The sequence below is a fragment of the Streptomyces sp. NBC_00490 genome, assembly GCF_036013645.1.
Taxonomy (GTDB): domain Bacteria; phylum Actinomycetota; class Actinomycetes; order Streptomycetales; family Streptomycetaceae; genus Streptomyces; species Streptomyces canus_F.
In genome coordinates this window covers 2753096-2776518 of the sequence record NZ_CP107869.1, presented here as the reverse complement: position 1 = coordinate 2776518, position 23423 = coordinate 2753096, and the positions used below count along the sequence as shown (strand labels likewise).

19 protein-coding genes are annotated in these 23423 nt (G+C 71.0%); 4 read left to right on the top strand and 15 right to left on the bottom strand.

Annotated features, from left to right (window positions below):
* The first annotated feature begins 66 nt into the window (after positions 1-66).
* Positions 67-681 carry a class I SAM-dependent methyltransferase gene (locus tag OG381_RS12440; RefSeq protein ID WP_327716168.1) on the top strand — a complete coding sequence of 205 codons (615 nt, stop codon included), beginning with the start codon at positions 67-69 and terminating at the stop codon, positions 679-681.
* On the opposite strand, the gene OG381_RS12435 is transcribed toward OG381_RS12440, so the two are convergent.
* Positions 678-1181: a DUF402 domain-containing protein gene (locus OG381_RS12435; protein ID WP_327716167.1), complete on the bottom strand. Its 504-nt coding sequence runs from the start codon at positions 1179-1181 to the stop codon at positions 678-680. The two genes, OG381_RS12440 and OG381_RS12435, sit on opposite strands and share 4 nt — an antisense overlap.
* Positions 1162-2091, bottom strand: coding sequence for a GNAT family N-acetyltransferase (locus OG381_RS12430; protein WP_327716166.1), 930 nt, complete (start codon positions 2089-2091; stop codon positions 1162-1164). The genes OG381_RS12435 and OG381_RS12430 overlap by 20 nt, the downstream gene beginning before the upstream one ends.
* Before the next feature lie 72 nt (positions 2092-2163).
* On the opposite strand from OG381_RS12430, the gene OG381_RS12425 reads away from it, so the two are divergent.
* Positions 2164-2532, top strand: a complete 369-nt coding sequence (locus OG381_RS12425; protein ID WP_327716165.1) for a GntR family transcriptional regulator — start codon at positions 2164-2166, stop codon at positions 2530-2532.
* A 38-nt stretch (positions 2533-2570) separates the two neighbouring features.
* Here the strand turns inward: OG381_RS12425 and OG381_RS12420 are convergent, their stop codons facing one another.
* Both OG381_RS12420 and OG381_RS12415 read right to left on the bottom strand, forming a co-directional pair.
* Positions 2571-3293 (bottom strand): DUF72 domain-containing protein, encoded by a 723-nt coding sequence (locus OG381_RS12420; protein ID WP_327716164.1) that lies wholly within the window; start codon positions 3291-3293, stop codon positions 2571-2573.
* 15 nt (positions 3294-3308) lie between these two features.
* Positions 3309-4403 carry a DUF5925 domain-containing protein gene (locus tag OG381_RS12415; protein ID WP_327716163.1) on the bottom strand — a complete coding sequence of 365 codons (1095 nt, stop codon included), beginning with the start codon at positions 4401-4403 and terminating at the stop codon, positions 3309-3311.
* 158 nt (positions 4404-4561) lie between these two features.
* On the opposite strand from OG381_RS12415, the gene OG381_RS12410 reads away from it, so the two are divergent.
* Entirely contained in the window at positions 4562-5983 is a 1422-nt protein-coding gene (locus tag OG381_RS12410) for a GH39 family glycosyl hydrolase (protein WP_327716162.1), read from the top strand.
* Positions 5984-6013: 30 nt separating this feature from the next.
* On the opposite strand, the gene OG381_RS12405 is transcribed toward OG381_RS12410, so the two are convergent.
* The 7 genes from OG381_RS12405 to OG381_RS12375 form a co-directional block, all read right to left on the bottom strand.
* A complete protein-coding gene (locus tag OG381_RS12405) occupies positions 6014-9853 on the bottom strand; it encodes a lipopolysaccharide biosynthesis protein (protein ID WP_327716161.1) in 3840 nt (1279 codons plus the stop codon).
* Complete coding sequence (locus tag OG381_RS12400; protein ID WP_327716160.1) at positions 9846-10646, bottom strand: polysaccharide deacetylase family protein; 801 nt, start codon at positions 10644-10646, stop codon at positions 9846-9848. Before OG381_RS12400 ends, OG381_RS12405 begins: the two co-directional genes overlap by 8 nt.
* Complete coding sequence (locus OG381_RS12395) at positions 10639-11628, bottom strand: glycosyltransferase (RefSeq protein ID WP_327716159.1); 990 nt, start codon at positions 11626-11628, stop codon at positions 10639-10641. Before OG381_RS12395 ends, OG381_RS12400 begins: the two co-directional genes overlap by 8 nt.
* Positions 11625-12446, bottom strand: coding sequence for a glycosyltransferase family 2 protein (locus OG381_RS12390; RefSeq protein ID WP_327716158.1), 822 nt, complete (start codon positions 12444-12446; stop codon positions 11625-11627). Before OG381_RS12390 ends, OG381_RS12395 begins: the two co-directional genes overlap by 4 nt.
* A gap of 376 nt (positions 12447-12822) precedes the next feature.
* Complete coding sequence (locus OG381_RS12385) at positions 12823-13920, bottom strand: GNAT family N-acetyltransferase (protein ID WP_327716157.1); 1098 nt, start codon at positions 13918-13920, stop codon at positions 12823-12825.
* 1 nt (position 13921) lies between these two features.
* Positions 13922-14344 carry a hypothetical protein gene (locus OG381_RS12380; protein ID WP_327716156.1) on the bottom strand — a complete coding sequence of 141 codons (423 nt, stop codon included), beginning with the start codon at positions 14342-14344 and terminating at the stop codon, positions 13922-13924.
* Positions 14345-14522: 178 nt separating this feature from the next.
* Positions 14523-15725, bottom strand: a complete 1203-nt coding sequence (locus OG381_RS12375; protein WP_327716155.1) for a S8 family peptidase — start codon at positions 15723-15725, stop codon at positions 14523-14525.
* Between the two features lie 318 nt (positions 15726-16043).
* Between OG381_RS12375 and OG381_RS12370 the strand changes: the two genes are divergently transcribed.
* Positions 16044-16838 carry an SGNH/GDSL hydrolase family protein gene (locus tag OG381_RS12370; RefSeq protein ID WP_327716154.1) on the top strand — a complete coding sequence of 265 codons (795 nt, stop codon included), beginning with the start codon at positions 16044-16046 and terminating at the stop codon, positions 16836-16838.
* Positions 16839-16842: 4 nt separating this feature from the next.
* On the opposite strand, the gene OG381_RS12365 is transcribed toward OG381_RS12370, so the two are convergent.
* The 4 genes from OG381_RS12365 to OG381_RS12350 form a co-directional block, all read right to left on the bottom strand.
* Positions 16843-18438 carry a serine/threonine-protein kinase gene (locus tag OG381_RS12365; protein ID WP_327716153.1) on the bottom strand — a complete coding sequence of 532 codons (1596 nt, stop codon included), beginning with the start codon at positions 18436-18438 and terminating at the stop codon, positions 16843-16845.
* A 57-nt stretch (positions 18439-18495) separates the two neighbouring features.
* Positions 18496-20187, bottom strand: a complete 1692-nt coding sequence (locus tag OG381_RS12360; protein WP_327716152.1) for a nickel/cobalt transporter — start codon at positions 20185-20187, stop codon at positions 18496-18498.
* Positions 20184-21551, bottom strand: a complete 1368-nt coding sequence (locus OG381_RS12355) for a tetratricopeptide repeat protein (RefSeq protein ID WP_327716151.1) — start codon at positions 21549-21551, stop codon at positions 20184-20186. The genes OG381_RS12360 and OG381_RS12355 overlap by 4 nt, the downstream gene beginning before the upstream one ends.
* 172 nt (positions 21552-21723) lie before the next feature.
* Positions 21724-23259 (bottom strand): DUF4331 domain-containing protein, encoded by a 1536-nt coding sequence (locus OG381_RS12350; protein WP_327716150.1) that lies wholly within the window; start codon positions 23257-23259, stop codon positions 21724-21726.
* Between the last annotated feature and the right edge of the window lie 164 nt (positions 23260-23423).

Sequence of the window (23423 nt, the reverse complement as noted above, 5' to 3'; positions counted from 1 at the left end):
CGACTGGCTTTCGAGCGGTGTTCCACCGCCGTCTGATTGTCAGTGCCGGGTGGCACGCTGTGGACCATGGCGAATCACAGGGAATTCGACACCGACGCCCGCATGGATTGGGACGCGGAAGCCGCTTCTTTCGACGAAGAACCGGATCACGGCCTGCGTGACCCCGAGGTGCGCGCCGCCTGGGCCGACCGGCTGCGCTCCTGGCTGCCCGGCCGCGCCTGCGACATCCTCGACCTCGGCTGCGGCACCGGCAGCCTGTCGCTCCTCGCGGCCGAACAGGGACACCGCGTCACCGGCGTGGACAGCTCCCCGGCGATGGTGGACCTCGCCCGCGCCAAGCTCGCCGGACGTGACGCGGCGTTCCTGGTCGGTGACGCCGCGACACCGCCGGTGGGGGAGCAGCGCTTCGACGTCGTTCTCGTACGGCATGTGCTGTGGGCCCTCCCGGACCCCGGCCGCGCCCTGCGCCACTGGCGCGAGCTGCTGCGGCCGGGCGGCCGGCTGGTGCTGGTCGAGGGCGTCTGGGGTGCGGTGAGCCCGGTCGGGATACCGGCCGAGCGGCTGACCGCCCTCCTGGACTCCGTCGCCGCCCATGTGCGCGTCGAGCAGTTGTCCGGCGATCCGCTGCTGTGGGGCAGGGCCGTGGCGGACGAGCGGTACGCGGTGGTGGCGGCCGTCTAGGCCAGCAGCGACTCCAGACCGCCGTCGACGGAGGCGAACACCTCCAGCTCGTCCAGGGCCGTCGTCGCGGCGCCCGCCGCCTCGGGATCCCGCTCCGCCAGACCGCTCTCGGCGAACTCGTCCTCGTCCAGGCGCAGCACGTCCGTCCCGTCGGCGGAGCGCCACAGGTCCAGGTCGAGATCCTCCACGACGAGCTCGGCGCCGGAGCGCACGGCGGGGCGGGTGACGTCGCAGTACCAGCCCTTGAGCGTGCCGTCGCCGGCGCGGACCTCCTTCACCGCGTACCAGCGGTCCCGCCAGTAGTGCTCCGTGAAGACGTCCCCGGGCTCGAAGCGGACGAAGCCGAAGTCACGGACGCCGTCGCCCGCCCAGGCGGCGCGGACCGTGACGTGGTTGCCGTCGTCGCCGACCAGCTCGGCCGGGTAACGGATCTTCGTGCGGCCAGCCTTGACCAGCACCACGTCCAACTGCTCCGTCGCCTCAGCCGATTTCGCGGACATAGCGAACCTCCGTGGCGCAGATCTCGTATCCGAACCATGTGTTGATGGCGATCATCGGACCGTTCCCGGCGTCGTTGCCGGTGAACGCCTGGGTGAACCCCGCGGCGCGGGCGCGGTGCAGGGAGTCGTTCTTGGCGAGCTTGGCCAGGCCCTTGCCGCGGTGGGCGCGGGCCGTGCCGGTCATGGCGGTGCCGTAGCGGGTGCCGCCGTCGGTGCGGGCCAGGCTGAAGGCGGCGGGGCGGCCGTCGACCACGGCGACCGAGGTCAGCTCGGGGCTCATCAGCGGCTGCCGCCAGGTCTCCCGGAGCCACGCCTCGTAGTCCGTGAACTCGTACTCGACATCGCTCGGTTCGTCCGCCAGCGTCTCCGAGTCCAGCTCGAACAGCGGGCGCGGGTCGTCCGCGAAGTCGGCGCCGGTGCGCAGCTCGACGCCCGGCGGCGGGTCCTGGAGCGGAGGCAGGGTGCCGTTCGCCAGGTCCAGGCGGAGGAAGTGCGCGGAGCGGCTCGCGCGATAGCCGTGCCGTTCGGCGAAGGCGCGGTTGCCCGGCTCGTCCAGGACCCAGGCGAACAGCTTCCTAGCACCGTGGGCCGCCAGATGCTCCTCGGCCGCGCGGACCAGCAGCGCGCCGGCGCCTCGGCGCGTCCGCTCCGGGTGGACGTACACATTCACATAGCCCTGACCGGGCTCCGGACTGTCGTGCACCAGGCCGACCTGGGCCGTGCCGATCACCTCGCCGTCCGCCTCCGCGAGGAGAGGCCGGTAGTGGGCGTCGGGGTGCATCCGGGCGACGTCGTAGGCGAGGCCGTCGGGGGTCGACAGGACGAAGGGCATGGCGAGGTCGCGGACCCGGACGAAGTCCTCGAAGTCGGCCCGTACGCCGGGACGCAGGTCGCGCACGATCACAGTCATGTGGTCGGACGCTACGGGGCGGATGTGTTCCGCTGCCTCTCATTTTCCGGCGGGTGCGGGACAATCGACCCCGTGACCTTGAAGATCCACATCGACGACAGCGCGCCGCCGTACGAGCAGGTGCGGGCGCAGATCTCCGGACAGGCGCGGTCGGGGGTGCTGCCGGTCGGCTACCGGCTGCCGACGGTGCGCGGCCTGGCCGACACGCTGGGGCTCGCCGCGAACACCGTCGCCAAGGCGTACCGGGCGCTGGAGACGGACGGAGTGATCGAGACGCGGGGGCGCAACGGCACCTTCGTCGCCGCGGCGGGCTCCGCGGCGGAACGCGAACTGGCGTCGGCCGCGCAGGCCTACGCCGAGCGGGCCCGGCGCCTGGGGACGGGCGAACAGACGGCACTCGACGCCGTACGGGACGCTCTGCGGGCCGTCCACCAAGGCTGAGATCAGGACCGGCAGGGCTGAGAAGGGACGGAGAGGGATCAGCGGAGGAGCTTCTCGAACGTCCTCGCGTCCTCCACCGCGGCCCCGTTCGGGTCGTTGTTGAAGTACGCGTACACGTCCTCCCCTTCGGCCCACGTGTCCCTCACCCGCCCCGCCCATGTCTCCAGCGACCGCCTGCCGTACCGCGGCCACTCCTTCGCGCGCCCCTCGTGGAAGCGGACGTACCCCCAGTCCGCCGTCCGCCACAGCGGAGTCACCGGGCGGGCGCGGACGTCCGCCCAGCACAGGGCCGCCCCCCGGGACTCCAGAACTCCGCGGGTCCGCGGCGTCCACCAGGACTCGTGCCGGGGCTCCACCGCCACCCGCGTCGACGAGGGGAAGCAGGCCAGGCAGGCGTCCAGCAGATCCGGGTCCGCCCGGAGCGTCGGGGGCAGTTGGAGGAGGACCGGGCCCAGGCGGGCCCCCAGGCCCTCGGCGTGGGCCAGCAGCCGGTGCACCGGCTCCTCGGGGTCCCGCAGACGCTTGATGTGGGTGAGGAAGCGGCTCGCCTTGACCGCGACCACGAAGTCCCGCGGCACCCGGTCGCGCCACGACGCGAAGGTCTCCCGCGACGGCAGCCGGTAGAAGGCGTTGTTGATCTCGACCGTGGTGAACTGTCCCGCGTACTCCTCCAGCCAGAGGCGCACCGGGCACCCGGAGGGATACAGGACACCCCGCCAGTCCTTGTACTGCCACCCCGATGTACCGACGAACACGGTCATACAGCCATCAAAGCACTACAGATACAGCCCCGCGTCCGCGTCGCCCCGGGGCTCCGGCAGTGCCGTCGGCGACGTGCCGCGGCGCAGCGCGTACAGCTCCGCCAGCGTCGCCCCCTCGCGGCCCACGCCCTCCTCCGTGCCCAGCCAGTCGATCGCCTCGCGGCGGGTCAGCGGGCCCACCTCGATGCGGGCCAGACAGCGGCCGGGGCGGACGACGGCCGGGTGCAGACGCTCCAGGTCCTCGTTGGTGGTGACCCCGACCAGGACATTGCGCCCCTGGCCCAGCAGGCCGTCGGTCAGGTTCAGCAGCCGCGACAGGGCCTGGCCCGCCGTGTGCTTGGCCTCGCCGCGGATCAGTTCGTCGCAGTCCTCCAGGAGCAGCAGCCGCCAGCGGCCCTTGCCCGTCGCGTCGTCCTCGCCGATCGCGATGTCCATCAGATAGCCGACGTCGGTGAAGAGCCGCTCGGGGTCCAGTACGCAGTCCACCTGGCACCAGTCCCGCCAGGACCGGGCCAGGGTCCGCAGCGCCGACGTCTTGCCGGTGCCGGGCGGGCCGTGCAGCAGGAGCAGCCGGCCCGCGATGCCCTCCGGGGTCGTGCCCATCAGGCTCTGCATCGCCTCCGCCACCGGCGCCGTGTAGTTCTCCCGCACCTCGTCCCAGGTGCCGGCCGCGATCTGCCGGGTCGTGCGGTGCGGGCCGCGGCGCGGTGAGTAGTACCAGAACCCCATGTTCACGTTCTCGGGCTGCGGTTCGGGCTCGTCCGAGGCGCCCTCGGTGGCCTGGTCGAGGACCTTCTGCGCGAGCTCGGCGCTGGTCGCCGTGACGGTGACGTCCGCGCCGCGGTTCCAGCGGGAGACCAGCAGGGTCCAGCCGTCGCCCTCCGCCAGGGTCGCGCTGCGGTCGTCGTCGCGGGCGATGCGCAGCACCCGGGCGTGGTCCGGGAGCAACGTCGCCCCGGACCGGACCCGGTCGATGTTCGCCGCGTGCGAGTACGGCTGCTCGCCCGTCGCGAAGCGGCCGAGGAACAGCGCGTCGACGACGTCGGACGGCGAGTCGCTGTCGTCGACGTTGAGCCGGATCGGCAGAGCGTCGTGAAGGTTGGCAGACATGCCCGCCATGATCCGGCACGAAGGCGTCGCATGCATCCGGTTTCCGCGTTGCGTCCGGTGTGTCGGGTGAGACCGTTTACGGGGCCTCCGTCCTGTTACAGAGCTGTACATCTCAAAGCTCTGCCGTAGCTGTGGCCCCCCGATTACTGTTGCCCTCGATGGGACGTCATGGGTGGAATTCGGGGGCACGGCGGTGGCGGCTCACCGCACTGCTCGGAGTGGGTGCGGCGGCGCTGGCCCTGGTCGTGACCCTCCTCAACACGCTTCCCGGCAACAGCGCGAACACCGACGGCACCACACGCAACGGCAGCAAGGCGCACGGCACCCCCACCAGCACGCCGGACGCGGAGAACCCCGAGGTGGGGTGGGGCTTCACCCACACCCAGTTCAGCGCCGACGAGGGCGCCGCCACCGCGGTCGAGCGGGTCGAGGGGCGGCTCGCGGACCTCGGCGGGCTGCCGCAGAACCAGCACGTCATGGGCTGGGGCGCGGACAACCCCGAGCCGGTCGAGGGGCGTTACGACTTCGAGGACATGGACCGCCGGATCGACTTCATCCGCGCCTCCGGCTCCACCCCGGTCGTCACCCTGTGCTGCGCCCCGGACTGGATGAAGGGCGGCGAGTCCGGCGTCGGCAACACCGACTGGAGCCAGTCCTCGCTGGAGACCGCGCCGGAGCCCGCGCACTTCGAGGACTACGCCGCGCTCGCCGCCACGGTCGCCAAGCGCTACCCGGACGTCCGGCACTTCATCGTCTGGAACGAGTTCAAGGGCTTCTGGAACGATGCCGAGGCCCGCTGGGACTACGAGGGCTACACCCGGCTCTACAACCTCGTCCACCGGGCGCTGAAGAAGGTCAACCCGCAGATCATGGTCGGCGGGCCGTATCTGGTGATGGACAGTCTCGACCCGCGCTCCGAGGACGCCTCGAAGACCTTCAAGGGCCCGTGGGGCGCCATGGACCAGCGGGTCCTCGACGCCTTCGACTACTGGAACAAGAACAAGGCCGGCGCCGACTTCGTGGTCGTGGACGGCTCCAGCTACACCAACGACGACGAGCTGCTGCCGGACGAGTTCGCGGCGACCGACAAGTTCACCGCGGTCAGCCGGTGGGTGCGCGAGCAGAGCGGCGATCTGCCGCTGTGGTGGGCCGAGTACTACGTCGAACCCGCCGACAGCAGGGACGAGCGCGAGGGCTGGTCCGAGAACCGTCGCGTCGCCGTGCAGGCCGCCGGGATGATCGCGCTGGCCAAGGGCGGCACCACCTCCGCCTTCTACTGGAACCCGGAGAACGAGAACGGCACGGACTGCGCGGGCTGTCTCTGGACGCCGACCAGCGGCAAGGACGGCGGGCAGAAGCTGCCGATTTTCGATCTGGTCAGCCGGTTCAGCAAGGAGTTCCCGCCGGGCACGTCGTACCGGACGGTGTCCGTCGCCGCCGACGACGTGCCCCATGTGCGGATCCTCGCCACCGACGACACGGTCCTGGTGGTCAACACCCTCGACCGGCAGATCAGCGCGAAGGTGGACGGCAAGACCTTCGACATGGCGGCCTACGAGGTCAAGTGGCTCAGCCGCTGAGCCACTCGACCACCGGCACCGCGACCGCCCTCACTTCATCGTCATGAACCGCTGCACCAGCGAGGCCAGCAGCACCGCCAGCAGCGGCAGCGAGAACCAGAAGCTGCTCTGCAGCCACCGCAGTTGCCGCACGCTCGGCCGGACCGCGACCCGGACCACCTCGCGTGCCGTCAGCAGCACGATCAGCGCCAGCGCCGCGAGACCCCCGACCACCGACCAGGGCGTCCAGGTCACCTGCGGCCCGATCGCGCCCGGATCCGCCTTCGGCGCCTTGCCCGCGGGCTGCTTGGCCAGCGCGTACATGGTCACGTCCGCGTTGACGAAGACCTTCTTCAGCTCCGCCCGCTTGTCCAGGTTCCGGATCAGCCGTGGCTCCCACGTCTCGGAGTAGCCGACGTCCAGCTCCAGATACGTCACCTGACTGCGGTTGATCATCAGATACGAGTTCGGCCCCGCGTCACTGAGCGCCTTGACCAGGCTCGACACCAGCACCGGGTCGGTCGGCGCGAGGGTCGGGACATACTCGATCCTCTCCATGTCCCGGGCGCCCCACGGCATCGCCGGCGTCACGTTGTCGACCGTGTCGTTGCTCAGCCACAGCAGCCGTACCGTCGGATCGTCGTGGGCGTACACGTAGTCCATGGCGGCGACCTCGCCGGGCCGGATCCGCTCGAACGGCTCGTTGCCCCAACGGGCGATCAGGAAGCCGCCCATGAGGAGCAGACCCGCCATGAGGGCGGCCAGCGGAGCCAGGCTCACCCGGTCCTTGTCGCGCTCCTTCGCCGTGATCCCGGTGCGCGGGAACAGGGCGAGGCCCATCAGCAGGGCGGCGCCGGGCAGGGCGAACATGAAGACCCGCAGCGCCATCTCACCGCCGTAGGACTGCATGCCGAAGCCCAGGAACGGCACGAAGGTCAGGACGAGCAGCGAGCGCTCCCGGTAGTGGTGGTCGCGCCGGCGCCACCAGCCCCAGCACGCGAACGCCATCACCCCGCCGGCCAGCAGCACCCGGGTGTAGAGGACGAGCTTGTGCGTCGAACTGCCGCCCTCGATCCGGCCGCCCACCGACGACTGCACATTGCCGCCGACGCCGCCGACCCCGCCGAACAGTTCGTCGAAGTGCCCGGACCAGTACGGCTCGGCCATGAAGCCCACCCACACGGCCACCATGACGGCGAACAGGATGGGCAGGCCGCGCAGTTCGGACTTGCCGATCATCACGAGGGCCGCCAGCAGGCCCAGCATCACGAACGGGGTGAGCTGGTGGGCCGGGACGCTCGCCGCGAACAGCCCTATGACGACCATCAGCAGCACGGCGCGCTGGCGCCGGTTCGTCGGCTCGACCTCCGCCTCGCCGGGCCGCTTCTTGGTCCAGAGCACGCGCGGGGCGCGGAAGTAGACCAGCAGGAGCGCCGCGAACACCAGATAGAGGAGATACGTGAAGCCCTGCGGGGAGAAGTAGTCCTGGCCGACCCAGCCGCTGAGCACGAACACCCACAGGCCGGTCCACTTGGCCCGCCAGCCCGCCCGCATCGAGCGGACCAGCAGGAACATCGGGGCCAGATAGAGGAGTTGGATGGCCAGCGGCCACCAGCGGATCACCTCGGTGAAGTCCGTGACCCCGCAGGCCTCGGCGACGAACGCGGCCGCCGCGAAGAAGCCCGGCCAGCTCCAGCGCGCGTCCAGGTCGGGCACGGCGGAGCCGGTCCGGTCGATGTAGTCGAGGAAGCCCAGATGCTGCCAGGCGGTCGCGAACCGGGGTTCCGTCTCGATCACCGCGGGCAGCGCGTGCAGCGACACGACCGTCGCCAGCAGCGTGATCAGCAGCAGCGCCTTGTGCTCGCGGGCCAGCCACAGCAGCGAGGCGAAGGCCACGGCCAGCAGCGCGGCGCCGACCAGCGTGGGCAGCGGCAGCACGGAGACCAGCCCGAGCCCGCCCATCTCGTCGAGGTCCGTCTCGCCGAGGCGCAGCGCGGGCACCCAGTACAGCAGCAGCGCGGCGGTCAGCAGACTGCCCAGCACCACCCCGACCCGGCTGGGCTGAAGGCGCTCGCGCCACGACAGGAGCGGCGGCTCCTCGGACAGCGGCACCTCTTCGGGTACGGGCGGCTCCTCCCGTACGTCCGGACGGGCGGCCTCGAACGGCGCGTCCACCTCCACCTCGGAAGATGCCTCGGACGGCACCCCGGACGATGTCTGGACCGGCCCCAGCGACGCCTCGGAACCCGGTTCCCGCGCCTCCACCGGCAGCCCCACCTCGGGCAGCTTCGCCCAGGTCGGCCGGTGCGGCTCGGCATGCGGCCGGGGACGCACCGCGGGCGTGCCCGTGGGCGGGGTGCCCGGGCCCGGACGCACATCCGGCCGGCGTTCCAGGTGGTCGAAGTCGACGTGGATGCCGAGGCCGAGCGTGTCCTGGTCGAGTGCCCAGGCGGGCCCGCGCCTGCGGACGCCCAGCGGGACGGTGGCCTCGCGGGTCCCCAGGTCGGCGAGGTCCCCGTCGGGCGCCGCGTCCTCGGGGACGGCCCCGGCGGGGGAGGCCTTGAGGATCTTGTACAGCTTGGGTGCGGCGATCGCCACGATCACCGCGAGCGAGGAGATCTCCGCGACACCCGCGCCGGTCAGCCCCATACGGGGGAGCAGCACCAGGGTCAGTCCGAGCACCAGGGCGCACAACAGGCCCTGGAGCCACGCCAGTCCGGCGGTGCGGCTCTGTGCGCGCAGCACCGCGAAGTACGTCTCCATGACGACCCGCAGCACCGCGCCGATCGCGAACCAGCGCAGCAGCGGGGTCGCCGCGTCGGCGTAGCCCGAGCCGAAGACACCGAGGATCCAGGGCGCGCCGAAGAACAGGACCGCGCACACCGGCAGCATGATCCGGGCCATGCGCCGAAGCGCCGCGCGGGTGTTGGAGGCGAGCCGGCCCGGGTCGTGGGAGCTCTCGACCGTGAGGGAGGCGCCCATGTTGATGGCGAGCAGGTTGACCGTGCCGCCGATCGTGGTGGTGATGTAGAAGTACGCGTTGTCCTCGGAGCTGACCTGCGAGGCGACGATCACCGGGACGAGGTAGACCACGGCGAGCGAGAACAGGGAGCCGGTGTAGTCGCCCGCGAGGAAGTGCCCGATCTCCTTCACCGACGGCGGTCGCGCGCGGTTCTCGGTCGCCTTCACATGCCGGGCCACCAGCCGCCGGAACACCAGCCAGCCCAGCGGTACCACCGACACCGCGATGGCCGCGACCCACGACACGAACACCCCCATGGTGGGGATCGCGGTGGCGAAGGCGACCAGCAGCACCAGCTTCACCGCGGAGAACACGGTGTTGCCGACCGGCACCCACAGCGCGCTGCGCAGCCCGGTCAGCACCCCGTCCTGGAGGGTCAGCACCGACCAGGCGACCACCGCGAGCACGAAGAACAGGGCGTGCGCGGGATCGTTGAGGAAGCTGTACGACGGCCCCCACAGGCCCAGCGTGAGCAGGAAGACGCCCGCGGCCAGCGCCACGACCACCGAACTGCCCGCGTACGTACGGAAGATGAGCCGACCGGTGGCCCGGCCCGCGACCGGGATGAAGCGGGCCAGGGCGCCGGTCAGGGTCACCGCGGTCAGTCCCGCGAGGAGCTTCATCGCGGCGATGGCGGCGGAGCCCTGGCCGACCGCGGACTCGGAGTAGTAGCGGGCCGCGGCCAGCCAGAAGCCGAGGCCGAGCACGGCGGAGATCCCCGTGTTCAGCATCAGGGCGTAGGCGTTGCGGAACAGCTGGCTGCCGCCCGGCGAGCGGCCGAGCCCGGGCAGCCGGAAGCGGCGCCCCGGCTGCTCGGGAGCCTTGGTCGCGGGCTCGGTGGCCTCAGGGGTGGTCGTCGTGTCAGACACGGGAACGGATGGCCTTTCGGCGGACCTGTCGTGCTCTGCGGACCATGGCGTACCCCTTGGTGAACGCGCGGTCCCGGGCGAAGTTGCGGGCGATGGCCCGGCCTTCGATCAGCCGACGGAACTCCTCGGCGTCCGTGCCGCGGCGCACGGTGACCCGCAGCAGCGCGTACGGCCCCTGGCGGCGCCGGGCGAGCCCGTTGCCGACGGCGAGGGCCTGGGCGTACCCCGTCTCGCGGACCTTCTCGCGCACCCGGCGGCTGGAGTAGCCGTACGGGTAGGCGAACGAGGAGGGGACGGTGCCGAGTCGGTCCGTCACGATCTCCTTGCAGAGGATCAGCTCACGGCGCAGCGCGTCGTCGTCGAGCTGGTCCAGCTGCGGGTGGGTGTGGCTGTGCCCGCCGATCTCGACGCCCTGCGCGGCGAGTTCGCGGACCTGCGGCCAGTCCAGCATGGTGTCCAGGGCGTGGCCGTTGTCGTGCGGGCCGCGCAGCCATCCCGTGGACACGAACAGCGTGGCCGCGAAGCCGTGCTTGGCGAGCACGGGCAGGGCGTGCCGGTGCACACCCTCGTAGCCGTCGTCGAAGGTGACCAGGACGGGCCGCTCGGGCAGCGGACGGCCCGAGCGCCAGCTCGCCGCCAGTTGCGCGGTGGTGATCGGGGTGTGTCCCAGGTCGCCGACGATCTCCATCTGACGGGCGAACGCCTCGGGGGTCACGGACAGTTCGCGGGTCGCCTCGTTCGGGTCGGCCGCGATCGCGTGGTACATGAGAATCGGCACACGTGCGTCACCCATGCGCGTCCCCCTCGATCCGCGCCACCTGGAACGTGGCGCCGCCCCTGCGGGCCCGGACACTGCCCACCACGTACCCACCGGCGGCCGTCAGCACCCCCGCGACGATCGCGCCCGCGCGGCCCGCGCCCCCCGGCCGGGCCAGCGCGGCGTCGCGCAGTGCGCGCACCACCCCGGCAGGCAGCACCCGGGTCGTGTAACGGCGTTCGGACTCGAGGCCCTTGTCGGCGCCGACGCTGCGCGCCACCAGCGCCTTCGACAGTCCCTCGGCGTAGGAACGCGTGCGGAAGTACCCGAAGTGCTCACGCGCCTCGGGCACCCGGTGGTGGATCACCGCCCGGTCGTCGATCAGCAGGACCGCGTCCGGTCTGGCCCGGGTGAGCCGGATGCACAGCTCGGTCTCCTCGCAGCCCAGCGGCCGCTTGTCGCCGTCCCGCCCGATACCGGTGGCGAAACCGCCGGCCGCGTCGAACGCCGTGCGGCGGAACGAGGCGTTGCCGCCGAGCACGTTGCGCACGCGGACCAGGCCCGGCGGCAGCCCCTTGTACGTGCAGCCCACCACCCAGTCGAACTCTTCGGGGAACCAGGCGGGACGGCGCCCCGACGCCCAGATCGGCACCGTACGGCCGCCCACGGCCATCACCCGCGGATCGGCGTACCCCGCGGCGAAGTGGCGCAGCCAGTCCCGTTCGGCGACGGCGTCGTCGTCGAGGAAGGCGATCACCTCGCCGCGTGAGGCGGCGATCCCGGTGTTGCGGCCCGCGGACAGGCCGCGGGGGCCCGCGTTGGCGAGCACCCGCACCTCGTCGGCTTCCTTGTACTCCTTGGTCAGCCGGTCCAGGAGCGCCGCGTTGTGGTCGACGACCAGCAGCGTCTCCCGCGCCGGGTACGACTGCGCCGCGACCGAGGAGACCGCCGCGAGGATGTCCTCCCAGCGGTCCTCGGTGTAGACGCAGATCACGACGGAGATGTCGGGACCGCTCAAGACACCTCTCCCCGGACCGAGTCGAGCATCGGGGAGTGATGGGCCTGGCGGCGCAGCTCACGCCGGTTGGAGCGCTCGCGGAGGATCACCTTGAGCACCCGCAACCCGTCGCGCACGGCACGCAGATTGCTCGTGCCGTGGATGCGCAGGTACTCGTGGCTGGGTATCTCCTGGACCTTCAGGCCCGCCTTGACCACCCGGATGTTGATCAGGGTCTCGATCTCGAAGCCTGTGCAGTCGAGGTCGATCTTGTCGAGGCAGTGCCGCCAGAACGCGTTGTATCCGTAGCAGAGATCCGTGTAGCGGGCGCCGAACTTGCGGTTGACGATCGTGCACAGCGCCCAGTTGCCGAGCTTGCGGATGAAGGTCATGTCGTCCGTGCCGCCGCCGTTGGCGAACCGGGACCCCTTCGCGAAGTCCGCGCCCGAGAGCAGGGCGGAGACATAGCTGAGGATCTCGTTGCCGTCGGCCGAGCCGTCCGCGTCGACCATCACGATGATGTCGCCGGTGCACGCCTCGAACCCGGTGATCAGCGCGTCGCCCTTGCCCTTGCCGCGCTGCTTGACGACTGTGACCTCGGGCCACAGCCCACGGGCCACTTCGACGGTGTCGTCGGTGGAGTTCCCGTCCACCAGGATCACTTCGTGGATCCAGTCGGGCAGGGTCTTGAAGACGTACGGAAGATTCTCCGCCTCGTTCATGGCGGGAATGACGACACTCACCGGTGGCGCGATGGCCAGGTGAGTGGAGACGGGCCGGTACTTCGCGGCCGTGGACGGATCCTTGCCCGTGGTCGCCGAGCGCAGAACAGAGCTCATGAGTCTGGTTCCCTCTCGTCCGGCTGGACCGCCCGCCCCTGGGCGGCCCGGCTGTTGTCCGGTTCGAAAGGGGGGTTGTTTCACCTGCGGCATGCCGAAAGGGATCTCCGAGCACGCCCGGGTGAGCTGGCAAAGCCGGCCGACGACGGAAAAGGCCGCCGGTCGCGCGGCACGACTCGGTCACCAGTGCGATCACCGAGCACGGCACCCCCCTACCGCGCCCCGCCCCGGTCCGTCGCGGTCCTTGAGCCCTCCCCTAGTACCGCTGGGTGACGTTCCGATGCGGGTGAGATGTACGACGGTATTGACGATTGAACCCGTATGGCAAGACCTGGAACCAGGCCTCACGTTTTTGATGGTTTGACCGTTACGGAACCTATTGGCTCCGCGAGCGGATCCTTCCCATCCTCTTGAGGATCCGGTCCGCCGGCTCGAAGAGCTCCGGCCGCGACTGGACGGTGTTGCGCAGCGCCCGGACCGGGGCGCGGCGCGCCCTGTGCCCGAGTGCGACCGGGTGACGCCGGGTCACCCACCCCTCCGACACGGTGATCTCCCGTGTCTTCAGGGAGTCCTTGTACTCCTTCTGGCCCCGCCCCAGATCGAGGTACGCGATGCCGTCCGCGGCGGCCGCCTCCGCCATCCGCAGATGCAGCACCAGGCCCGGCGAGTACTTCGAGAACGCCGGGTCGTACGCCGGGAACCAGCAGGACAGCACCCGTTCGGTACGCAGTCCGAAGTGCGCCGCGATCGGCTTGCCGCCCGCGTACAGCACCGACAGGATCCCCGCGAACGGATCGGAGCGGGTGTGGAACAGCCGCTCCACGAGATGGGTGATCCACTCGTGCGCGAAGCGGTCGCTGCGCCCGGTCCTGCGGTACTGCGCGGACTTCCAGCCCATCAGGGTGCGCAGAGCCGCCGGATCCCGCTCGTCGTGCACGTAGCGCACCTCGCCGGCGTCCCGGCCGAGCCTGCGCTCCTTGGCGAGCGTGGTCCTGGTGAACTTCGGCGCGTGGGAGCGCAGATGGGCCAGATAGGCCTCGTAGCCCTGGTCGACGTCCATGACCGGCGACGCGAAGCTGCCGGTGGCCCCGACCGCGAACGCCTCCTGGCCCTCCACCAGGTGGTCGAACTCCCATACGGCGAGCCCGCAGGCGCGCAGCAGCTCCTGCGCGTCCCACCCGAACCCGGGCCGGTGCACCAGACCCTGGGCGTCCGAGACGCCGAGTCCGACGGCCCGGCCCACTCCGGTGACGCTTCGCTGGAACGGGAAGAACGCGGCGGGCTCCCCGCCCTCGCGCACCACCGCGATCCGCACGCCCCGCCGGTACCGGCCCACCGCGAGCGCGAACTCGGGGGACAGGAACGGGTTCGCCAGCTCCGGCGATCCTTGCAGATGGGCCTTGGACTGCGACGACGTCCACGCCGCCCGGTCGGCGGCGCTGAGCTCGCCGGGGCGGTACACGCTGATGTCCACGTCAGGGAGTCCGTCCCGTCGTCGTACGGCCGCCTCGCCGCCGTACGCAGACCAGCAGGAGAAGAAGGACGCTGATCGCGGTCACGGCCACGATCCCGCCGCGCCAGGACCAGCGGTGCGTGGCGAGCATGCCCTGCGCCACCAGCATGTTGACGACGACCGAGCCCGCGAGCGAGGCGAGCACCCGGCCGAGCGGTTCGAGGCCGCGCAGCGCGGCGGCGATCGCCACGGTCGGTGCCATCAGCAGGAAGAACAGGGTGAACGGGCCGCGCAGCGGTGAGTCGGAGTTCACGAGCGCGAGGATCGCGCCGAACCCGCCGACCGCCGTCGCGGCTCCCGCGAGCAGTGGCGAGAGGTCCCTCTCCGGTCCTGTCCGCGCCTGCTCGGTGTCCGTTGAAGATCTTTTGGCACGTATCGTCTGCATTGGCGACTTTGCCCCCCGAAGCGCCGGATGCGAGGCTTCAATGTCGCGCAGGGGCGCCGGGGCCGTCAAGACCGAAAAGGGTGCGTATCGCGGCTGGTACGGACAATGGGACAAGTGTTCCCCGGAGGCGGAAGTCGCCTCCGGGGAACGGCCGTTCAGGTGGTGCGGTGCGGGAGCGTCACGGGACGAGCTTCAGGAGCCGGTTCGGCGAACCGGTGCCCGGGCCGGTGACCACGTTGGTGGTGGCACCACCGGTGAGGGCCGTGGCGACCTGGGCCGGGGTGGACGAGGTGTGGCCCGCCAGGTAGACGGCGGCCGCGCCCGCCACGTGCGGGGTGGCCATCGAGGTGCCGGAGATGGTGTTCGTCGCGGTGTCGCTGGTGTACCAGCCCGCCGTGATCGAGGAGCCCGGCGCGAAGATGTCCAGGACCGAGCCGTAGTTCGAGTAGCTGGCCCGGGCGTCGGTGCTGGTGGTGGCGCCGACGGTGATGGCCTCGGTGACCCGGGCCGGGGAGTACGAGGAGGCGTTGGCGCTGCTGTTGCCGGCCGCCACGGCGTAGGTCACGCCGCTGGCGATGGAGTTGCGCACCGCCGTGTCCAGGGCGGTCGAGGCGCCGCCGCCGAGCGACAGGTTGGCGACGGAGGGGCCCGAGTGGTTGGCGGTCACCCAGTCGATGCCCGCGACGACGCCCGCCGTGGTGCCGGAGCCGGCGTTGTCGAGCACCCGGACCGCCACGATCTTCGCCTTCTTGGCGACACCGTAGGTGGAACCCGCGATCGTGGTGGCCACATGGGTGCCGTGACCGTTGCCGTCGGAGGCGGTGGTGTCGCCGTCGACCGCGTCGTAGCCGTACGAGGCACGGCCGCTGATCTGCGCGTGGGTGATGCGCACACCGGTGTCGATGACGTACGCCGTCACGCCGCTGCCCGCGGTGTCCGGGTAGGTGTAGGTGCCCGAAAGCGGAAGCGCGGCCTGGTCGATGCGGTCGAGGCCCCAGGGGGCGCTGGACTGGGTGGCGTCCACGTGGACGCGCTGGTTCTGCTCGACGGAGGCGACGGCCGGGTCCGCCGCGAGTCTCTTCGCCTCGGCAGCGGAGAGGGTGACGGAGTAGCCGTTCAGGGCGGTGCCGAAGGTCTTCTTGACCGCGCCGCCGTACTCCTTGACGAGGTTCTTTCCGGCGGCCGAGGTCGACCTGAAGCCGGTGGAGCCCTTCTTCAGGGTGACGATGTAGCTGTCCTTGATCGCCGTGGGGGAGCCGGCGGCAAGGACCTTGCCCTCGGCCGGAGCGGCCTCGGCGGGGAGGGTGGTGAGTCCGCCCACGAGGGCGGCGGTCGCCAGGCTGGTTATCGCGGCGAACCGGAACTTACGCAGTGGTGCCATGCGAGGGAGTCCTCCTCTTAGGCGACGCGCGTTTCGTGTGGGGCGCGCGTCCGTGGGGGGGTGCGCGCGTGATCGCGCACACGACCCGGAACGTCGCGTTCCCGTCCCGGGCTGGAGTAAAGACTGGGTGATCTACGGGGGTAGATCAAGGGAGTTGAGGGGCTGTCAACAAATCTGTCATGTACGCGCAATCAAACACGCCATGAACATATGCGGACGCGGTGAGTAAGGACAGAAAAGTCTTGGCATGGACACTTCCCGTCAACACGCGTAGTTGCTACGACGGTTGAGGCAGAGATCCTGCTAAAGGGAGGTTCCATGAGACGTTCCCGATTTGCCGCTTACGTCACCACGCTCCTCCTCGCTGTCGGCGCCGCACTGGCGGGGGCACCCCCCGCGCAGGCCGCCACAGGCCCGTACGTGGCCCTCGGCGACTCCTACTCCTCGGGAGTGGGCGCCGGCAGCTACATCTCCTCCAGCGGCGACTGCAAGCGCAGCACGAAGGCGCACCCCTACCTCTGGGCCGCCGCCAACTCACCCTCGTCGTTCGCCTTCACGGCTTGCTCGGGCGCTCGTACGGGTGATGTTCTGGCGAACCAGCTGGCCCCGCTGAACAGCGCCACCGCTCTGGTCTCCATCAGCATCGGCGGCAACGACGCCGGCTTCTCCGACGTCATGACCACCTGTGTGCTCCAGTCCGACAGCTCCTGCCTGTCCCGCATCAACACCGCGAGGGCCTACGTCGACGCGACGCTGCCCGGCCAACTGGACAACGTCTACTCGGCCATCAGCACCCGCGCCCCGAACGCCCACGTCGTCGTCCTCGGCTACCCCCGCTTCTACAAGCTCGGCACCACCTGCGTCGGCCTCTCCGAAACCAAGCGGAAGGCGATCAACGACGCGGCCGACCATCTCGACACCGCCATCCAGAAACGCGCCGCGAACCACGGCTTCACCTGGGGCGACGTCCGCCCCACCTTCACCGGTCACGAGCTCTGCTCCGGCAGTGCCTGGCTGCACAGCCTCAACTGGCTCAACATCGGTGAGTCGTACCACCCCACCGCGGCCGGTCAGTCCGGCGGCTATCTGCCCGTACTGAACAGCGCGGCCTGACCCGTCACTCGGTAGGCGAAGGAGAAGGGGAGGAGGCCCCGTCCGTCGGGGTCTCCGTCTCGCACGTCACCGAGAACGGCACCGAGTTGGACGTCACGTGCTGCGGGTCCTGGACCTCGACACTGATGTCGCTCTCGAACGTCCCGCTGTCGTTGTTCGTCGTCGCGACCACCTTGTCCTGCTTGGAGGTGCCGCCGCCCGCCGGGAACGACAGGGTCTTCCAGCCGTTGTCCATGACATCGCCGTCCGACGACACCCAGCGGTAGCGCACCTCCGCCGGCACCCGGCTCACCGTGATCGTCGCCGTGAAGGCGGGCGCCTCGGCGTTCGGCGGCGGACAGGTCCCCTTGTACTCGGTGTTCGCCCCCGTGAGCGTGGCCCGGACGGTCACCGGCGCTGGAGCGCTCGTCGTGGTCCTGTCCGGAGTGGAAGGAGGCGGCGGCTCCTCGCTGTCCTCGTCCGTCTCGGTCGGCGTGCTCTCACCCGTCGACCGGCTCGTCTCGTTGTTCCCCTGGTCGCCCTCGTTGTCGTCGCCGTTCAGCAGGGCGTACGTCAGCCCCGCGATCGCGAACGCCAGAGCGGCGAGGCCCGCGATCAGAACCACCGCGGCACGGCGGTTGCGGTCGGGAGGCCCGGAGGACGCCCTGGTCGTCGCAGCGGCCGACGTGGGGGAGGTGGGCGCCGTCGGGAAGGGTGACGTCGGCGGCTCCTCCCGGTAGCCGCCGACCGTCGGTGCGTACGGGACCGGCGGGACGGGTTCGGCCCGCGTTGTGCCCCCCGCCGCGATGAGCCGCAGGTCCTGCTCGGCACGGTCGGCGGCCAGCCGCTCCGCCGGGTCCTTGCGCAGCAGACCCTCGATGACAGGGGTGAGCGGACCGGCCCGGTACGGGGTCGGCAGCTCCTCGTCGACGATCGCGCGCAGGGTGCTCAGCGGGGTGTTCTGGCGGAACGGCGAGTTGCCCTCGACCGCCGCGTACAGCAGCACGCCCAGCGACCACAGGTCGGACTCGGGGCCCGGGGTGCGGCCCAACGCCCGTTCCGGGGCGAGGAATTCGGGCGAGCCGATGACCTCGCCGGTCATCGTGAGCGCCGAGCTGCCCTCCACCTGGGCGATGCCGAAGTCGGTGAGCACGACGCGGCCGTCGTTCGACAGCAGCACGTTGGCCGGCTTCACGTCCCGGTGCAGCACCCCCGCCTCGTGCGCGGCCCGCAGCGCGGAGAGGACCTCGGCGCCGATGTGCGCGGCCCGCTGCGGGGGCAACGGGCCCTCCGCGTCCAGCACGTCGGCCAGCGAGACACCGCGGACCAGCTCCATGACGATCCACGGCCGGCCGTCCTGCGTGGCCACGTCGTACACCGTCACGACGTTGCGGTTGGAGACCCGGGCCGCGGCCCACGCCTCGCGCTCCAGCCGGGCGTACAACCGCTCGATGTCCGAGCCCGCGAGGCCCGAGGGCGCGCGCACCTCCTTGACCGCGACCTCACGGTGCAGCACCTCGTCGCGGGCGCGCCACACGGTCCCCATGCCGCCCTCACCGAGCGGGGACAGGAGGCGATAGCGGCCCGCGATCAGCCGTTCACTGCCCGGATCTTCGGACACGGGCGTCCCCCATTCGCAATTCCGCGTGACTTCGCGTCATTTCTCCCCAAAAGTAGCTCAGCCGAGTGCGGATGCCGCCCCCTTGAGCACCAATCCGGCCCCGAGCGTCACGACGAGGAGCGCCGACATCAGGGGTGCGGACCTGCGCACCAGAGCCGTCACCGGATGCGTGGTCCAGCGGGGACGCCGCTCCAGCAGCCGATTCATCCCGGTACCCAGCTTCACGACGGCGAACCCCGCCGCGGTGAGAGTGAGCGCGAGACCGACGCCGTACGCGACGACCAGGAGGAAGCCGAACCACGCCTGGCCGAGCGCCATGGCGCCGACGAGGACGACGACCGCGGAGGGGCTGGGGACCAGACCACCGGCGAAGCCGAGGAGGATCGTGCCGCGGAGGGTGGGGGCGGTGGAGTGGGTGTGGGTGAAGCCGCCGTGGGTGTGCTCGACGGTGTGCGAAGGGGCGTGGGGGTGGGAGTGGGGGTGCGGGTGGCTGTGGTCGTCGTCGTGGCCATGGTCGTGCGAGTGATGCGGGTGGCCGTGCGTGTCGGTGGCGGCACGGTTGTGCGCGGCGGCCAGGGCCAGCTGACGCGCGGGGACCGCGGCGGACTCGTGCGCAGGGTCGTGCCCGTGCCCGCCGTCGTCGCCGTGTCCGTGGTCATGTCCGTGGTCGTGCTCATGGGAGGGCCCGTGCGTGTGCCCGTGGCCCCGCTCGTGCCTGCGGTGGTGCCAGGCCCGTCGTACGAGCGTCAGCCCCGCCCCCGTCACCAGCACCCCGCTCGCGATGCCCAGCCAGGTGATCACCGAGGGCGCCGCCCCCGAGCCCGCCGTGACCAGCAGGCCCAGGGCGACCACGCCGAGCGTGTGGGTCACCGTGACCGACGCGGCCAGCGGCATGACGTCCTTGAGGCGGGCCTTGCCGCCGCGGGCCGTCGCCACCGCCGCCATCAGGGTCTTGCCGTGGCCGGGGGCGAGCGCGTGCAGCGCGCCCAGGGCTACGGCGATGAACAGGGCCAGCGCGGCGAAGCCGAAGGTGAGGTCGTGGCGGGCCACCAGGGAGTCCAGCGCCCGGGTCCAGCGGTCGGCACCGCGGGGCAGGACGGAGGCCGCCGGGGCGTCCGCCCGCTCCTCGGACAGTGCCGGGCCGCCGGGGCGTACGCGCAGGTCCGCCGTCGTGGTGTCGGCGGGGGAGGAGAGCAGCTCCTGCGGGTACTCGGTCAGTTCGCGGGAGAGCGACTTCGCCGGTACGTCCGACGCCGTCAGCGTCATCCGGTCGCCGCGCGCGGTGATCTCCCGCCAGCCGGGCCCGGAGTCCGTGCCCGCGCTGCGGAAGCCGAGGGCGACGGTGGAGCTCTCGGGGAGCGGTGCCGTCAGCTCGCACTCCACCCGCAGGGTGTCGAGCCCCGCCTGACCGGGCCGCACACGAGCCTTGCTCTCCCGGACCGTCAGGGCGGCGGTACGGCCGTCGACGGTGACCTCGCTGTCCCGCGCTGCCGTCTCGCACCGCTGTGCGGCCCAGCCGGTCATGCCCAGCTTCTCGATGTCCGGCTTCGCCTGGGTCGCCGGGATCTCGGCGAGGTCCTCGACGTGGTCGACGCGCAGCTGTCCCGGGGCGGCGACGAGACCGTCGTAGCGGTTGACGGTGAAGTTGCCGAGGGGGTGCGCGCTCGCGGCCGCGGAGGGGAGGAGCACCAGCGCGCAGGCGGCCGTGAGTACGGCCGCGCCGGAGGTGAACAGACTGCGGGACCTCACTTGGCGGCCTCCAGGTCCTTGAGCGCCTTGCGAGCCTGGCCTGCCCCCAGGGTCGAGAACCCGGGGTTCAGTTTGAGGGCCGCCTCGAGATGGGTGCGGGCGTCCTTCTCGTGGCCCGTGGCGCGTTCGACGACGCCCCGGTGGTAGAGGAAGGAGGCGTTGCGGTAGCCGGTCGCGGTGGCCCGGCGGGCGTACGGCAGGGCCTCCTCGTCCTCGCCGTTGACGTGCAGGGCCCAGGCCAGCGCGTCCGCCGTGTGCACGGTGTGCCGGCGGTCCCACTCGGCGCGGGCCGCGCGCAGCGCCGCCTTCTTGTCGCCGTGGTCGGCGGCGGCGAGCGCGGTGTCCAGGTCGGCGTTGACGCCGTTGGCGCGGGCGAGCGCCGTCCAGGCGTCGACCAGGGCGAACTGGTCGTCGGCCCGGTCCTGGTCGCCGCGCTCGGCGTACAGCTCGCCGAGCTCGACGAGCGGGCCGGGCAGCGGATAGCGGGCGACGACGTTCTCGAGCCCGCGGACCGCTTCCTTCTTGTCGCCGCTCGCGGCCTGCGCGCGGGCGCGGCCCTCGAGGGCGGGGAGGTAGTCCTCGTCGGCGGCGAGGGCCCGCGCGAAGTGATCCAGGGCCTCTTTGTACTCGCCCTGGTTCCAGGCGAGCTGGCCGAGCTGTGTGGCGACGTACGCCACATCGCCGGGGGTGGAGGCCGAGGCGAAGGCCTGCTTCAGCACCCGCTTCGCCGTGGTCACGTCGCCGCGCAGCTCATGGACGTAGGCGTACCGCGTGAAGACGGGGATGCCCGGCTTGCGGGAGTCCGCCGTGTCGGCGGCCTTCGCGGCGTCGGCGTAACGGCCGAGCTCGACGAGGGCGTCGATACGGGAGGACAGGGCGCGTTCGTTGTAGGGGTTCTGCTTCAGGGTCCGGTCGGCGTACTTCAGGGCGTCCGCGAAGTCGTGCCGGGCCGCCGCGAGGGCGGCACGGCCGGCGAGGGCCTGCTCGTTGCCGGCCTTCAGCTCCAGCGACCGCTTCAGGGCCTTGTCGGCCTGCGGGTAACGGGAGGGGTCGCCCTTGGTGCGGGCCTGCTCGACATAGGCGAGCCCGAGGGTGGCCCAGCCGCCGAAGTCCTTCGGCTGGGAACGGAGATGGGCCTGGAGCGAGGAGATGCTCGCGTCCAGGTCCCCGCTGGAGAGCAACGCCGGCGACATGGCACTCGGCGCGGCCGCGACAGTCGTACGGCCGTCCTCGCGCAGGGCGCCGACGGCGAGGGAACCGGCGGTCAGGGCAATGGCCAACAGAACGGCGGAACCGCCGAGTTGCACGGCACGCAGCCGCCCTCCGGTGGCTGTCGTCCCACCGTCGTTCGTACCCGGGACCATTGCCCTCTCCTAGGGATCGCTCTGGCTGGATGTGCAGGCGCGGCCCGCGCCGTGGGGGATGAGTACGAGCGGGCCGCGCCAGTTCGAAGCGGACGGTGGGAGCAGCGCCCCTCTTTGAGGGGCGCGGGGAACTGCGCGAACAACCCCCACCGGCCCGCGGCTCGGATACGGCCTAGTACGCCCGAGTCCGCATCCGACGCCACCACATGAGACCCGCACCGATCAGAGCGACACCGGCAGCCCCGGCACCGGCCGACGCGGCGACCAGAGTGTTGTCGTCCATCCCGGTGGAGGAGCCGGCCGGCTGCAACGCGTCGCCCAGCTGGTTACGGACGTCGTTCCCACCGCTCGTGCCCTTGGCCAGCTTCCCGCGGGACCCCGCGGTCGGGTTGGCCAGGTACGGGAAGGACTTGCCGAACTTCTTGTCGTTCTTGTCGACCGCGTCGCCCAAGTCGTTCTTGGCACCGAGGAGTTCACCCTCGACGACCTGGAGCGCGGCATCGAGCACGTCGTCGGAGAGCCGACGCCCGTTCGGGAAGCCCGCGTTGTCGCCGTCCAGCACACCGAGCCGCTTGGGATCGTGGGTCGGCTTGATGGACGTGTTGAGCCGCAGCTCCTCCGCCGCCCGCACGTGCGGCGGCTGGTTGAGGCCCTCGACGCCCTTCAGGAAGACGTCGACGAGGTCGTTGCGCGGCTCGTCGGGCGCGTCGATCTTGTAGATCGCCTCGATGAGCTTCGGCAGCTCCGGGTTGGTGACGTTCTGCAGGAACTGGCCGTCCTCCCAGGGCGCGGACGCGTTGAACTTGTCCTTGTCCTTGATGGGGTTGACGACCTCGTTGACCAGCGGCATGCCCAGGCGCGAGACCTGCGAGTAGTAGCCCTGCGCGTTCTTGCGCTGGGTCGTCGACCAGATGCCGACGATCGGCTGGTCCTTGGACTCCGTGATCATGTCGGTCGGCACCTGGAGGGCGACCGAGTTCACGTTGTAGCCCTTGAGGGTGTCGCGGCCGACCTCGGAGAGGTTTCCGCCGTACAGCAGGTCGAAGACGCGCAGGTCCAGGAAGAACGGGTCGTCGGCCTGGCCGGCGAAGGTCGTCGAGCCGCCCGGCAGCTCGTGGATCGCTTCCTTGCGCAGCTTGTTGTAGTCCGGCATCGACGCCTTGCCGACGTTCGACGGTGCCACGGGCACGTCGTCGGCGACCTTGGTCTTCGACACCTCGTGCTGGTTCTTCAGCTTGATGAGTTCGATGTCGTAGGTCTGCGTGACGTTGAGGTCGGGGTCGTCGAGGGACTCGACGGGGCCCGTGTTGTACAGGAACGTCTTGTCGTTCTTCACATGCGTCTTGAACGTGTAGCGGAAGAGCAGCTCGCCCTGCGCGTCGCCGTTGTTGTCGATGTGGATGTCGTACTGGGCGTCCTCGGCGAACGTGAAGAAGTTCGGTCCGCCGGCCGGGTCCTCGAAGGGGATCCAGTTCGCGATGAGCGTCGTCGTGTCCGGCTTGTCCGGGCTGACGAAGGCGTACACGTCCGTGTTGTCGTACTGGGGGTCCCCGGAGATGAGCGGGGCCTCCCGGTGACTGGAGGCGTTGGCCGCCCCCGGTTCCAGCGCGGCCACAGCGGCGGCTGTGAGCCCTCCGGCGGCCAGCGAAGCGCATATGAGGGTCGCGACGCTCCTGCGCCCCGCACCGCTCCTGGAGATAGGTGTCATGCCGTCCGTCCTCAGTCCCAACTTGCCTGACGAACGCTGATTCGGAGCGGTCGGCAGTGCGGATTGGTCGAATCCCAAACGTTCTTACGGCGGAATCGGGATCATGTTTCATCGAACGGGGACCCGCGTTTTCGGCCCGCCGATCCGTAACCCCATCCGGAGGT

Excerpts from the sequence above, each read along its gene's own strand:
- OG381_RS12440 (WP_327716168.1), top strand. The coding sequence starts at position 67 with ATGGCGAATCACAGGGAATTCGACACCGACGCCCGCATGGATTGGGAC.
- OG381_RS12435 (WP_327716167.1), bottom strand. The coding sequence starts at position 1,181 with ATGTCCGCGAAATCGGCTGAGGCGACGGAGCAGTTGGACGTGGTGCTG.
- OG381_RS12430 (WP_327716166.1), bottom strand. The coding sequence starts at position 2,091 with ATGACTGTGATCGTGCGCGACCTGCGTCCCGGCGTACGGGCCGACTTC.
- OG381_RS12420 (WP_327716164.1), bottom strand. The coding sequence starts at position 3,293 with ATGACCGTGTTCGTCGGTACATCGGGGTGGCAGTACAAGGACTGGCGG.
- OG381_RS12415 (WP_327716163.1), bottom strand. The coding sequence starts at position 4,403 with ATGTCTGCCAACCTTCACGACGCTCTGCCGATCCGGCTCAACGTCGAC.
- OG381_RS12410 (WP_327716162.1), top strand. The coding sequence starts at position 4,562 with ATGGGACGTCATGGGTGGAATTCGGGGGCACGGCGGTGGCGGCTCACC.
- OG381_RS12400 (WP_327716160.1), bottom strand. The coding sequence starts at position 10,646 with ATGGGTGACGCACGTGTGCCGATTCTCATGTACCACGCGATCGCGGCC.
- OG381_RS12390 (WP_327716158.1), bottom strand. The coding sequence starts at position 12,446 with ATGAGCTCTGTTCTGCGCTCGGCGACCACGGGCAAGGATCCGTCCACG.
- OG381_RS12380 (WP_327716156.1), bottom strand. The coding sequence starts at position 14,344 with ATGCAGACGATACGTGCCAAAAGATCTTCAACGGACACCGAGCAGGCG.
- OG381_RS12375 (WP_327716155.1), bottom strand. The coding sequence starts at position 15,725 with ATGGCACCACTGCGTAAGTTCCGGTTCGCCGCGATAACCAGCCTGGCG.
- OG381_RS12370 (WP_327716154.1), top strand. The coding sequence starts at position 16,044 with ATGAGACGTTCCCGATTTGCCGCTTACGTCACCACGCTCCTCCTCGCT.
- OG381_RS12355 (WP_327716151.1), bottom strand. The coding sequence starts at position 21,551 with ATGGTCCCGGGTACGAACGACGGTGGGACGACAGCCACCGGAGGGCGG.
- OG381_RS12350 (WP_327716150.1), bottom strand. The coding sequence starts at position 23,259 with ATGACACCTATCTCCAGGAGCGGTGCGGGGCGCAGGAGCGTCGCGACC.